At 60.3% G+C, this 12622-nt stretch carries 12 protein-coding genes; 8 read left to right on the top strand and 4 right to left on the bottom strand.

Going from position 1 to position 12622, the window contains the following annotated elements:
- Positions 1–118 precede the first annotated feature (118 nt).
- Positions 119–1909 carry an ABC transporter ATP-binding protein gene (locus tag FY528_RS07415; RefSeq protein ID WP_149070354.1) on the bottom strand — a complete coding sequence of 597 codons (1791 nt, stop codon included), beginning with the start codon at positions 1907–1909 and terminating at the stop codon, positions 119–121.
- A 308-nt stretch (positions 1910–2217) separates the two neighbouring features.
- On the opposite strand from FY528_RS07415, the gene FY528_RS07420 reads away from it, so the two are divergent.
- The 8 genes from FY528_RS07420 to coaE all read left to right on the top strand — a co-directional run bounded on the left by FY528_RS07420 (position 2218) and on the right by coaE (position 9020).
- A complete protein-coding gene (locus FY528_RS07420) occupies positions 2218–3309 on the top strand; it encodes a Glu/Leu/Phe/Val dehydrogenase dimerization domain-containing protein (protein WP_149070355.1) in 1092 nt (363 codons plus the stop codon).
- A gap of 121 nt (positions 3310–3430) precedes the next feature.
- Positions 3431–4615 carry a transcription antitermination factor NusB gene (gene nusB, locus FY528_RS07425; protein ID WP_149070356.1) on the top strand — a complete coding sequence of 395 codons (1185 nt, stop codon included), beginning with the start codon at positions 3431–3433 and terminating at the stop codon, positions 4613–4615.
- A gap of 128 nt (positions 4616–4743) precedes the next feature.
- On the top strand, positions 4744–5058 hold the full coding sequence (locus FY528_RS07430) for a YtxH domain-containing protein (RefSeq protein WP_149070357.1): 315 nt from the start codon (positions 4744–4746) through the stop codon (positions 5056–5058).
- Between the two features lie 101 nt (positions 5059–5159).
- Positions 5160–6164 (top strand): isocitrate/isopropylmalate dehydrogenase family protein, encoded by a 1005-nt coding sequence (locus FY528_RS07435; protein ID WP_149070358.1) that lies wholly within the window; start codon positions 5160–5162, stop codon positions 6162–6164.
- Between the two features lie 221 nt (positions 6165–6385).
- Positions 6386–6913 (top strand): DUF1573 domain-containing protein, encoded by a 528-nt coding sequence (locus tag FY528_RS07440; RefSeq protein WP_149070359.1) that lies wholly within the window; start codon positions 6386–6388, stop codon positions 6911–6913.
- A 146-nt stretch (positions 6914–7059) separates the two neighbouring features.
- Positions 7060–7389, top strand: a complete 330-nt coding sequence (gene yajC, locus FY528_RS07445; protein WP_149070360.1) for a preprotein translocase subunit YajC — start codon at positions 7060–7062, stop codon at positions 7387–7389.
- A gap of 30 nt (positions 7390–7419) precedes the next feature.
- Entirely contained in the window at positions 7420–8397 is a 978-nt protein-coding gene (locus FY528_RS07450; protein WP_149070361.1) for a YbbR-like domain-containing protein, read from the top strand.
- An 11-nt stretch (positions 8398–8408) separates the two neighbouring features.
- Positions 8409–9020, top strand: coding sequence for a dephospho-CoA kinase (gene coaE, locus FY528_RS07455; protein ID WP_149070362.1), 612 nt, complete (start codon positions 8409–8411; stop codon positions 9018–9020).
- Here the strand turns inward: coaE and FY528_RS07460 are convergent.
- From FY528_RS07460 to gluP, 3 genes are all read right to left on the bottom strand, one after another.
- Positions 9010–10182 (bottom strand): GNAT family N-acetyltransferase, encoded by a 1173-nt coding sequence (locus tag FY528_RS07460; protein WP_149070363.1) that lies wholly within the window; start codon positions 10180–10182, stop codon positions 9010–9012. The genes coaE and FY528_RS07460 overlap by 11 nt on opposite strands.
- An 83-nt stretch (positions 10183–10265) precedes the next feature.
- Positions 10266–11897 (bottom strand): ArnT family glycosyltransferase, encoded by a 1632-nt coding sequence (locus FY528_RS07465; protein ID WP_149070364.1) that lies wholly within the window; start codon positions 11895–11897, stop codon positions 10266–10268.
- Between the two features lie 172 nt (positions 11898–12069).
- Positions 12070–12622, bottom strand: a 553-nt coding sequence (gene gluP, locus FY528_RS07470; protein ID WP_149070365.1) for a glucose/galactose MFS transporter, incomplete at its 5' end; no start/stop codon positions are given.

A 12622-nucleotide genomic window follows, 5' to 3' on the forward strand; every position in this document is an offset into this window, starting at 1 on the left:
GGGTGAATGTGTAGGCATGTGCTGCGCTTCGCTAATGCGGAGAATGTGCTGAGGTGCCAATGAAAGAACGACCATTAGCACATCAGCACATGCCTACACATTCCAACACATTAGCACATTAAAGAGACGTTTCTTCGCTTTGCAGCTGACGCTCGTAGAGGGCGCGGTAGAGGCCTTGCTCATCCTGCATGAGCACCTCGTGGGTACCGTGCTGCACAATATGGCCGTCGTCGAGCACCAGGATTTCGTCGGCCAGCTTCACGGAGCTCACGCGGTGGGAGATGATAAGGCTGGTGCGGTTGTGCATGATGCGCTGCAGGCTGGCCAGGATGGCGTTTTCGGTGTTGGTATCCACCGCCGACAGCGAGTCGTCCAGAATCAGGATTTTGGGTTCCTTCACCAGGGCACGGGCAATACTCACGCGCTGCTTCTGGCCCCCGGAAAGCGTGATGCCCCGCTCGCCCACTTTTGTGTCGTAGCCCTCGGGAAAGCGCAGGATGTTTTCGTGCACGTTGGCGTCCTTGGCGGCCTGTAGCATGCGGGCCTCGTCGGGTTGGTCGAGGCCGAAGTTGATGTTGTTGCGGATGGAGTCGGAAAACAGGAACACATCCTGGGGCACGTAGCCGATCTGCTCCCGCAGGGAAGTCAGGGCAAAGTCGCGCACGTCGGCCCCATCAATCTGAATGCTGCCCTCCGTCACGTCGAACAGGCGGCAGAGCAGCACGGCAATGGTGCTCTTGCCCGAGCCGGTATTGCCGATGACGGCCAGCGTCTGGCCCGGCCGGATGCGGAACGACACGTCCTTCAGGGCCTGAATACCGGTGTCGGGATACGTAAAGGAAACGTGGTCGAACACGATGTCGCCCTGGATTTCCTGGGCCAGGTTCTGGCGCGAGACGATGTCCGTCTGCTGGTGCAGGAACTCGTTGATGCGGGCCTGGGAAGCCTCAGCGCGTTGCACCAACGACGAGGTCCAGCCCAAGGCCGTGACGGGCCAGGTGAGCAGGTTCACGTAAATCAGGAACTCGGCAATGCTGCCCGTGGTGATGGTGCCCCGAATAACTTCCTGGCCGCCCACCCACACCGTGATGATGGTGCTCAGGCCCACCAGAAACAGGATCAGCGGAAAAAACAAGGAGTTCACGAAGTTCAAACTCAGAGACTTCTGCTTATAGTCTTCAGACGCCACCGCAAACTGCCGGTGCGAGTCCTCCTCCCGCACAAACGACTTCAGCACCCGAATACCCGAAAAGGCTTCCTGCACGAACGTCGTCATGCTAGCCAGGGAGCGTTGAATTTCGTCGGACTTCTTCTCAATCAGGTTGTTGACGTAGAAAATGCTGACACTCAGGACCGGCAGCGGTAGCAGCGTGTAGAGCGTCAGCTTCACGTTCACCATCAGCATGAGCGGCACAATGAGCACGAACAGCACCACCAGCTGCAGAAAATACATGATGGCCGGCCCGATGTACATGCGCACCCGGCCCACGTCCTCGGAAATGCGCGACATCAAATCTCCGGTGCTGTGGCGGCGGTAGAAAGCCAGCGGCAGGCTTTGGTAGTGCTGGTAGATTTCGTTTTTCTGGTCGTTTTCAATGAGCCGGCTCATCACGATAAGCGTCTGGCGCATGAAAAACAGGAAGATGCCGCGCAGCAGTGCCATCAACACAATGAGCAGGCCATAGAGCAGCACGTTGCGCCCAAACAGCTCATACACGAAGCTTTGGGCCTGGGTGCCGGCATACAAGTGGTACAGGTCGATGCCCTCACCTACGAGGTCGAAGGCGTAGCGCACAATCTGAGCCGGGAAAATGGCCAGCAAGGTGCTCAGCGCCACGAACAGCACCCCGCCCAGGAAATGCCACTTATAGCGAAACAGGTATTTGTTGGTAGAAGCTAAAGCGCGCACAGTTGAGGAAGGTAAAGACAGGAAACCGCCGCAAAGCGTAACGGTTTGATGACGGCCGGCAATGACCGGGACCGGAAAATGGGTTACTTTTGCACCCGAATTGGGACAGGGCCCAAACCAGCGCCAAAAGGGCGGACCGAAGCCGGGGAAAGACGTTCGTCACCCCGCCGTTTTCCGTACTACTGCTTTGGATGGTGCAACGTTTCGGCCCCGCCACTCGCCCGTTATGCGGGCGGCGTCCCAAAGATAGTATCACCGCCTCCCACTACCCCACATTTCCCACCCACCCTTTTATTTCTTCCCACCCAATGGTAGAAGTACAAACCCTGACCGATACGTCGGTCTTCGGCCAGATTGCCGAGCATCAGCATGAGCAAGTCGTTTTCTGCCACGACCAGGAAACGGGCCTGCGCGCCATCATTGGCATCCACAACACCGTGCTGGGACCGGCCCTGGGCGGCACGCGCATGTGGCACTACGCCTCCGACGCCGAAGCCCTGAACGACGTGCTGCGCCTCTCGCGCGGCATGACCTACAAAGCCGCCATTTCGGGTCTGAACCTGGGCGGTGGCAAGGCCGTCATCATCGGCGACGCCAAAACCATGAAGACTGAGGCCCTGCTGCGCAAGTTCGGCCGCTTCGTGAAAAACCTGAACGGCAAGTACATCACCGCCGAAGATGTGAACATGACCACCAAGGACATGGAGTACATCCGGATGGAAACCAAGCACGTAGCTGGCCTGCCCGAGAGCATGGGCGGCAGCGGCGACCCGTCGCCGGTAACGGCCTACGGCACCTATATGGGGATGAAGGCTGCTGCCAAGAAAATGTACGGCTCCGACTCCTTGGCGGGCAAGCGCATTGCCGTGCAGGGCGTGGGCCACGTGGGCACCTACCTGCTCGAATACCTGCAGAAAGAAGGCGCCAAGCTGGTGCTGACGGACTACTACGAAGACCGCGCCCTGGAGGCCGCCGCCCGCTTTGGCGCCAAAGCCGTGAGCCTCGACGAAATCTACGACCAGGACGTGGACATCTACTCGCCCTGCGCCCTGGGGGCCACCATCAACGACGACACGATTGACCGGCTGAAGTGCCGCATTGTGGCGGGTTGCGCCAACAACCAGCTGAAGGATGAGGAAGTACACGGCCCCGGCCTGGTAGAGCGCGGCATCCTGTACGCCCCCGACTTCCTCATCAATGCCGGTGGCCTGATCAACGTGTACTCCGAGGTGGTAGGCGGCAGCCGCCAGTCGGCCCTTACCCAAACCGAAAAAATCTACGACTTCACCCTGCAGGTATTCCAGCGCGCCGAGCAGGAGCAGAGTCACCCCCAACATGCTGCCATCCGGCAGGCTGAGGAACGCATTGCGGCCCTCGGCAAAGTCAAATCAACCTATTAAAAAAGGGACTTAGGGTCTTGGGGTCTTGGGGTCTTGGATTTTGTGGTGCGGCAAATGCACCGGACAATTCCAACGGCAATCAAGACCCTAAGTCCCCAAGACCCTAAGCCCCCAACAACCCATGCTCAACCGTCGCACGCTCCGCATCAAGGTCATGCAGGCCCTGTACGCCTACCATCAGGCCGAAGGCTCGGATATGCTTTTAGCTATTGACCGCTTCGCGGATGACTTTGCGCCCGATTTGAACTCCCCCGAACCGCAGGACCGCCGCGTACTGCAGGGCCAGCGCAAAATGGCCGAGGTGATGTTTAAGGAGTGGTACAAGAACGGCGAGGAGCCCGAAGCCACGGACGATAAGGACGTGAACAATGCGGTGCGGGAGGCCATCAGCTTCTACCAGAAAAACAAAGCCAAGGACGCTGGTTTCTACGGGGGCCAGCTGGTGCACGCGGCCGAGAGCATCCACGATCAGTACATTCACCTGCTGAATCTGCCTTCGGCTTTGCTGCAGGTGTTTGAAGAAGAGAAAAGCCGGGAGTCGCGGCGCTACACGGCTCCCAAGGAAGCCCGCCTCGATACCACGCGTCTGGAGGAAAACCCCGTGTTCCAGAAGCTGGCCGACAACAAGCAGCTGCAGGACCTGACCATCCGCCGCCGCATGGACTGGAGCGGAGCGGAAGAAATGGAGGCCCTGCGCGAAGCCTGGCGCAATGAAATCCGCAACGACACTGAAGTACAGAGCTACTTGGCTGCCCCGGCCGGCGACTACGCCGCTGACCAGGAAATCCTGAAGTACTTCTTCAAGGAGTACGTGTTTAAGGGCACGGCCCTGCCGGCCTTCCTGGAAGAGGATGACTTGAACTGGGAGGAAAATCGGCCCATCGTGAAAAGCCTGGTGCTGAAAACGGTGAAGATGCTGGACGAAGCCGCCACCGAGGAGCTGGAGCTCATGTCTTTGTCGGCCAACTGGCAGGACGACAAGGAGTTTGCCGAAAGTCTTTACAAACAGACGCTGGACGACGACGCCAAGTACGAGAAGCTCATTGCCGAGTCGGCCCAGAACTGGGACGTGGAGCGCGTGGCCCTGACGGATAAGATTATCCTGAAAATGGCGTTGTGCGAAATGCACCTGTTCCGGGCTATTCCCGTGAAAGTGACCATCAACGAATACATCGAAATCAGTAAGCTCTACAGCACGCCCAAAAGCAAGCAGTTCATCAACGGCATTCTGGACAAGCTGGCGCAGGAGCTAACGGCCAGCGGAGCCATCCGCAAATCGGGCCGCGGGCTGCTGGATAATCAGTAGCGGACTAGGGCGAGTATGGTTCATGTTCTATATTCACCCCCGATACTTTCCCGGGCCGGTACCCAAACGCTGAGTTTTGCGTAGTAAGGCCAGTTCTCTTTCCCACCTCTGTACTCATCTTCTGCACTATGGGTAGCAAAACCACTACCGGCATTCTATGCTTCGCCGGCGGGGCCCTCACCGGGGCCGTGCTCGGCATTCTCTACGCCCCCGAAAAAGGCCGCGAAACCCGCAGCTGGCTTAGCTACCAGCTGGAGAAATACCGCGAAACCCTGGCCGACCTGACCGAAAGCCTGGTCACCAGCCGCACCGACGTAGCGCCTTCCTCGGCCAAGTCGGAAGGGCAGCGCGTGATTCGGGACGCCAAGGACAAAGCGGAGCAGCTGCTCGGCGACGTTGATCAGCTCATCAACCAGATCAATTCCCGGCGAACCACGCTGTAACCAGAAAATGTGAGGGATGTGGTAAATGTGCTGAAATGAGCCAGAAGGCTTATTTACCACATTTACCACATTCCTCACATTTTTCACATTCTCATACCAAGATGCATATCATCACCCTTATCCCCGGCGACGGCATTGGGCCGGAAATTACTAAGGCCGTAACGGACATTTTTGCGGCCGCCCAGGTGCCGGTGCAATGGGAAGAGCAAAACGCGGGACAAACCACCTTCGACCAGTCGGGCGAGCTGATTCCGCAGGCCCTACTCACGTCGCTGGAGAAAAACCGGGTGGCCCTGAAAGGACCAATTACCACGCCGGTGGGCAAGGGTTTCCGCAGCATCAACGTGACCCTGCGCCAGAAGTACGACCTCTACCAGAACGTACGCCCCTCCAAAACCACGGACGGCATTGTTACGCGCTACGAAGGCATCGACCTGGTGCTGTTCCGCGAAAATACCGAAGGCCTGTACTCGGGCTTGGAAGTATACGACGAGCGGCTGGGCATTGCCGACTCATTTAACCGCATCACCAAGGAAGGCTCCCGCAAGATCTGCCGCGCGGCGTTTGCCTACGCCGCCAAGCACGGCCGCAAGAAGGTGACGCTGGCGCACAAAGCCAACATCCTGAAAATGGCCGGCACGCTCATGCTCAACGCCGGCAAAGAAGCCGCTAACGAGTTTCCGCACATCATCTTCGAGGACAAGATCATCGACAACATGTGCATGCAGCTGGTAAACAAGCCCGAGCAGTTCGACGTGGTGGTGACGACCAACCTGTTTGGCGACATCCTCTCCGACCTGTGTGCCGGTCTGGTAGGCGGCCTGGGTGTGGTAGCCGGCGCCAACATCGGCGACGACATGGCCATTTTCGAAGCCGTACACGGCTCGGCCCCCGACATTGCTGGCCAGGGCAAAGCCAACCCCACGGCTCTGCTGCGCTCGGCCCTGATGATGCTGCACCACATTGGTGAGCATGAGCACGCCGACAAGCTGGAAAAAGCCCTGGAGCTGACGTTGAAAGACAAGGAAAAGTGCACTGGCGACCTGGGCGGCAAAGCCTCTACCAGCGAGTTTGCGCAGGCCATTATCGATAACCTCGGCAAGTAAGCGGAGCGTATCAGTTGTTGTCAGTTGCTTGTTGTGCGTGCGTAAACGGCCTTTTTGCGGCCTAACCACGGGCACCAAGCAACTGACAACGCATTTTCGGGTGTTTGACATTGACCACGAGCAACTAATCCCTGGCAACTCGTTTTCGGCCTACAAGCTGTACATTTGAATTCTAACCTGATGAGCAGCCCGTGGGCTGCTTACCCTCACCTCGCTTTCTTATGAAACGTACCCTGTTTTCTGCGCTGTTGCTGTCGGCTGGCCTGTTTATGGGCGCCTGCAACCGCGACAAAGCTGCCGCCGAAGGCACGGAAGGCATGAACGCCGCCGCTACCTATGCAGCCGACGCTGCCAACCCCACGGTGGATAACCCCAACGCCACGGCCGAATCGGAAACGCCGAACCCCAACGCCCCGGTGATGACCTTCGCCGAAACCGAGCATGACTTTGGCGACATTAAGCCCGGCGACGTGGTAAAGCACACATTCTCGTTTACCAACACCGGCAAGTCGCCGCTGCTGATCAGCAACGCGGTGGCCTCCTGTGGCTGCACCACGCCTAACTGGACCAAGGAGCCCATCCAGCCCGGCGGGAAAGGCACCATCGACGTGCAGTTCAATAGCCAGGGCAAATCGGGCGTGCAGCACAAGGAAATTTCCATCCAGGCTAACACCCAGCCCAGCGTCAACAAGATTGTCATCAAGACCAACATCCTGGCCGACGCCTCGGCCGGTCCGGTTCGGCAGTAGTTTTTAATGTGCTGATGTGGAGAATGTGCTGAGGTGCTAATGAAAGAACAACCATTAGCACCTCAGCACATTCTCCACATCAGCACATTAGAAGTAGCACATTAGCGAAGTGAAGCACATTCACCCAAATTAGCACATTCCTTTTCATGTTCCTGACGCTTCTTCTACAGGCCGCTCCCGCGGGCGAGAATTATACCTCCCTGCTTTTTCCGGTTGTTATTGCCGTGATTGTGTACTTCTTCATGATCCGGCCGCAGCAGCGCCGCGCCAGCGAAGCCAAGAAGTTCCGGGAAAGCATTGCCAAAGGAACCAACGTGGTAACCATTGGCGGCCTGCACGGCAAAGTGGTGGACGTGACGCCCGAAACCGTGGTTCTGGAAGTGGACCGGGGCCTGCGCCTGCGCTTCGACCGCTCCGCCGTGGCCCGGCAGGCCGGCACGGCAGCCCCGGCTGCTACCACTGAGCCCACGGCGTAACTGCCCCATCACCGATAAGCCCCGCACGATGTGCCGCTCCTGAGAAGCCGAAATATTGCCCGCTGGTTTATCGACCCGTTTTCCGGGCAGGAGCGCAGCTATTGGCGGGCTATTACGGCGTGCTTTCTGGCTGCGTCCACGTTCTGGCTGCTCAACGCCCTCAACAAGGTCTACACCACCCGCATCACGTATCCGTTGGAATGGCGCTACGATGCCCGGCGCTACGTACCCGTGCAGCCGTTGCCGCGGGAAGTAGCCGTGAACGTGACCGGACGGGGGTGGAAGCTGCTGCGCCGCTCCCTGATGCTGGACGTGCGCCCCGCCGAAATTCAACTGGAGCGTCTGCCTTCTACCCGCTTCGTGGCGGCTCAGCAAATGCGCCCTTCCCTGCTGGCAGCCATGGAAGGCCTGCAGCTGAACTACGTCCTCACGGACACCATTTTCGTGGAGTTCGACCGGCTAGTGACACGGCGCCTGCCGCTCATGCTCAGCCCTACCGCCGATGGGGCCGCCTTGCCATTTGTCGCCCGGTTCGAGCCCGATAGTATTTCCTTCCGGGGGCCTTCTCAGGTAATTGCGCGGCTATCTAGCCCCTACTTGGTGCACTTGCCCCAGGCCCCGGCCGGCAGCAGCAGTGGCAGCATCCGGGTGCCCATTGGGGGGCCCCGCCTCGTGACGACGAACGTGCAGGACGTGCGCGTGCGCCTGCAGCCCCGCCCCCTGGTAAGCCAGGTTATTTCGGTGATGCCGGCCCTGCACAACTTTCCGGTGGGCCAGCCTTACACCATCCGGCCGGTGATGCTGCGCGTGGAAGTGCAGAGCTTTGCGGAAGACACGCCCCGCTTAGACATGAAGCAGGTGCGGGCCTTGCTGGACTTTGGCCAGCTGCGCCCCGCGGATTCTACGCTCCAGCCACTGCTGATGCCGACGCAGCCGCCTGTGCGCGGTGCCCGCCTGCTCACGCCTCTGGTGCGCGTGTCGTTGGCTAAGCACCCTGCCCGTCCCTAACTCCTTCAGCTATGTTGCGCATTGGTATTACGGGCGGCATTGGGTCAGGCAAAAGCGTGGTTTGCCGGCTTTTCCAGGTTCTTGGCGTGCCGGTGTACGACTCCGATGCCCGCGCCAAGTGGGTAATGGCCCACGATACGGCCCTGCGCCAGGAATTAATAGCCGCATTCGGGCCGGCCGTATTCGGGGCCGATGGGCAGCTTGACCGGCCATATCTGGCCCGTTTGGCTTTCTCGGACCCGGCTCGGCTTGCCCAACTCAACGCCCTGGTACACCCCCACGTAGGCCGCGACTTTGCCGGCTGGGCCGCCGAGCAGGAACAGGCGCAGAAGCCCTACATCCTTAAGGAGGCGGCGCTGTTGTACGAGTCCGGGGCCTACCGGCAGCTCGACCAGATCATCACGGTCTTTGCCCCCGCGGCTATCCGACACGCCCGCGTCCTGCGCCGCGACCCGCACCGCACCACCGACGACATTATGAGCATCATGGGCAAGCAGCTCAGCGAAGAGGAAAAGCTCACCCGGGCCGACTTCGTGCTGCACAACGACGACGAGCACCTGCTCATTCCGCAGGTACTGGCGCTGGATGCTCAGTTCCGGGCCCGGGCAGCAGCTACCGAATAATGGGGCACCGCTCAAACGGGCGGCTTTCGTCGAAGAGCTTGCGGTAAGTAGCGTGCGTTTTGTAGATACGCGCCCCGATAGAGCGCGTCACAGCCAGCATGCGGGGATTGAAGTCCCCAATCCAGTTCATTTCGATATCCGTGTAGCCCGCGTCGATAAAGGACTTCTGAGCGTGCACCAGCATAGCCGACTCCACGCCCTGCCCTTGCCAGGCCGGAACTACCCCGAAAATCACCCCGAACATCTTTTTGGGTTGCCGCCGCTGGTAGCGCCACCGCTCCCACACGAACTTCAGCTTGCCCCACAGGTCGAGGCGAGGACCCACGTGCTTGAAAATCTGATTCAGCTCGGGCAGGCTCACGAAGAACGCCACGGGCTCGTCGTGGTGGTAGGCAAACCAGACAATCCGCTCATCTACAACGGGCTTCATCTGGCGCACCAGGGCCCGGGCTTTGTCGAGCGACATGGCTACCACGCCCGAATGGTTGGCCCAGGCCAGGTTGTAGACGTGGTGAAAGTCCTGGCTCATCTTTTCCGGGTCGCTCAGGTTGGCGTGGGCGAAGCGAAACTCCGGCTTTTCCTGGGCGTAGCGCTCAGCTGCCTTGTGGAAGCTGGCGTGGAGCGGCTCCGCAACCGGCCGGTAGCAGGTGTACTGCTTGAAGTAGAGCTGAAAGCCGTAGTTCTCAAACAGCTGTTGGTAGTAGGCCGGGTGATAGAACATGCCGTAGTTGGGCTCGGTGAAGCCCGCAATCAGCAAGCCCCAGAACCGGTCCCGCTCCCCAAAGTTGATGGGCCCATCCATGGCCTGCATGCCGCGCGCCGAAAGCCAGGCCTGAGCGGCGGTGAAAAGCGTGTCGGCCGCTGCTTGGTCGTTGATGCACTCAAAAAAGCCCATGCCGCCGGTAGGTAGGGTAGGGTCGGTGTGGGCGGTGGCGGGGTTGATGAATGCGGCTACCCGGCCAATGGGCTGGCCGCCCGCGTTGGTGAGCACCCAGCGAATAGCCTCGCCCTGCTCGAAGTTGTGGTTGCGGGCCGGGTCGAAGGTGGCTTCCACGTCCTCGTCCAGCGGCCGGATCCAGGCCGGATGGTCGCGGTAAATCTGCTCGGGGAAGTCGCGGAAAAGACGCTTTTGCTCAGCGGTAACTACTTCGATTAAGGCCATTAGAAGGCGCGCAAGGGTAAACGGTAGTAGGAGAGGGTGGCTGGGAGTCAACTCAAAAGCCAGGCCCAAAGCCGCAAGTCAGGCTAGTTGGGCCGCTCAAAAATCGACAAAATTTTCACGCCGCCGGCTCGGACCTGGTGTACCTCATGGCCCACGCTATCCAGGTAGGACTGTGGGTGCCAGCGGTAGCCTGTGATAAAGTACCGGGCGCGGGCACTGGGCTCATACTGCAGCCGGGCCCGCTCCTCGGGGCGAAGAATCAGGGAGTTATTGTACAGCGGGTAGTGCCACGGCACCTGAATGGTGAGCTTGGGGCTAGCGTCGCGCTGTAGCAGCCACTCCAGGCCCTGGCGGTAGGCCAACCCCCAGTAGTCCCGCTCAAACAGCTGCTCGGCCCAGGTGCCAGGCAAAAAGCTGAAGTACACCTGCTGAAATGGGTGCAGGCGCACCATCCGTACAACGGTAACCGGAAACTCCAGAGTAGCCGCCAGCAGCACTACGACTGCCACCCAGCGGCCGGGCCGGGTGGCTCTGGCCAAGTGCGTAAGTTCCCGCAGGCCCTTTACGGCCAGCAGCAGGAAAGCCGGGTAGATGAAGTAGAGGTGCCGCCACCCATCGTAGAGCACCGCGTGCGTGCCGATAACCACGGCTAAAGGCCCCAGCAGCCACACCAGTAGCCAGCAGTCGAGCTGGCCGGCAGCCGTGCGCAGCCAGCGGCCCCGTAGGCGCAAAGCCTGCGCAAGAGAAGCAGCAGTGCCGGCCATAGCTAGGGCAGAATAGGCTACTGGTGTAGTGATGCCCAGCCATACCAGCACGTAGTGCCAGGGGAGCTGGGTGGCGGGAATCAGCTGGCCCAGGTACAGCACGGAAAATGCCCAGGGGTAGCTGTGCAGGCGGTGGAAAGCCTGCAGCAGCTCCGCCAAAGGCGTGGCCCAGAGGTAGGGCCAGCCAGCGTAGGTGCCGCCCAGCGCGGCTACTACATACACCGCGCACAACCCCAGCCGGTGGCGCCCGGCAGCGGCCTGGCCGGTTTGGGCGCCGAGCAGCACAAACAACGTAGGTAAAATGATCAGCAGTCCCTGCACCCGAATGTCGGTGGCCATGGCCGTGAGCAGGCCGTGTACAAAGGCCCGGAACAGACTGGGGCGCCGCCGCAGCCAGAGTAGTCCGGCCACGGCCAGCGTGAACAGGGACATAAATACCACGTCCTTGCCGTTGTAGAAAGCCTCAGCAAAAAAGCGGGGCGAAGCCACCAACAGCAAACTGCCGAGCAACCCCCAGCGCCAGTCGCGGAACCGCTGCTTGCCGATGTAATACAGCCCCCAGGCCCCCAGCATAAAGGTAATGAACACCAGCAAATGCCGCAGGAAGTACACGGACCGAGAATCACCATCGGTGAGAGCATAGCCCAGCACGGAGGCGGCCATCTCAAAAAGCGGCCCGTGGTCACTGTCCGGGAAGTCGCGAATGTTAGGGATGGGGGAGTGGTGAGCCGCCACGCGCCGTGCCAGATCGGGGGCAAGCTGTTGCGCCACGTAGTTTAAGCTGACTAGCCCGTTCTGGTGGTTGTTCACCTCGTCCCAGGACATGCCGTAGTCGCGGTGCAAGCCCAGCCCCAGGCAAAGCAAAAGGCCAAAAAACAGCCTCACCACCCACCGCTGGCTGTGCTGCTGTCGCAATACTTGGGGAATAAGCAGAAGAAAAGAGATGCGCACGGCCGTGGGGTTGAAGGGGCAAATTACTGCCGCCCGCGGACAATAGACGGCTCCTAGGCCCGCACCTTCAACCCAAAGGATAACTGCATGGAGGTGAGAACCAGGTAAGTGGTAAAACAACAAAGGCAAGCCCGCGGCCTGCCTTTGTTGTTTAGCTGGGTGATTTTCTGCCCTAAGCCGCTCTGACGTGTCCTTTCAGGCCGTACCAGAGAATGTAGGCGTAGCAGAGCACGGGCAGCAGCAGGGCCAGGCGCAGGGAGCTGGCGTCGGCCACGGCCCCGAAGAGCATGGGCACCAGGGCCCCGCCCACGATGGCCACGTTCAGCAGGCCCGAGGCTTCCTCCGTGTGGCGCCCCAGCCCGGCCACGGCCAGCGTGAAGATGGTGGCAAACATGATCGAGTTCATCAGCCCCACGGCCAGCAGGCTCCACATGGCTACCGGCCCGCTCGTGCTCAGCGAGAGCAGCACCAGGGCCATGGCCCCCAGGGCATTGAAGGCCAGCAGCCGTCCGGGGTTGACCTTGTTGAGCAGGTAGGCGCCCAGGAAGCGGCCCACCATGGCTCCGCCCCAGTAGTACGTGACCTTGTCGCCGGCCACCTTGGGGGCGAGGCCCGCCACGTCGGGCAGGTGCAGGTAGGAAACGATGTGCGAGCCGATGGCCACTTCCCCGCCCACGTACACGAAGATGCCCACCATGCCCAGCACCAGGTGGCGGTAGTGCCAG

It is taken from the genome of Hymenobacter lutimineralis (assembly GCF_008271285.1).
GTDB lineage: Bacteria > Bacteroidota > Bacteroidia > Cytophagales > Hymenobacteraceae > Hymenobacter > Hymenobacter lutimineralis.

Excerpts from the sequence above, each read along its gene's own strand:
- FY528_RS07420 (WP_149070355.1), top strand. The coding sequence starts at position 2,218 with ATGGTAGAAGTACAAACCCTGACCGATACGTCGGTCTTCGGCCAGATT.
- nusB (WP_149070356.1), top strand. The coding sequence starts at position 3,431 with ATGCTCAACCGTCGCACGCTCCGCATCAAGGTCATGCAGGCCCTGTAC.
- FY528_RS07435 (WP_149070358.1), top strand. The coding sequence starts at position 5,160 with ATGCATATCATCACCCTTATCCCCGGCGACGGCATTGGGCCGGAAATT.
- FY528_RS07440 (WP_149070359.1), top strand. The coding sequence starts at position 6,386 with ATGAAACGTACCCTGTTTTCTGCGCTGTTGCTGTCGGCTGGCCTGTTT.
- FY528_RS07430 (WP_149070357.1), top strand. The coding sequence starts at position 4,744 with ATGGGTAGCAAAACCACTACCGGCATTCTATGCTTCGCCGGCGGGGCC.
- coaE (WP_149070362.1), top strand. The coding sequence starts at position 8,409 with ATGTTGCGCATTGGTATTACGGGCGGCATTGGGTCAGGCAAAAGCGTG.
- FY528_RS07460 (WP_149070363.1), bottom strand. The coding sequence starts at position 10,182 with ATGGCCTTAATCGAAGTAGTTACCGCTGAGCAAAAGCGTCTTTTCCGC.
- yajC (WP_149070360.1), top strand. The coding sequence starts at position 7,060 with ATGTTCCTGACGCTTCTTCTACAGGCCGCTCCCGCGGGCGAGAATTAT.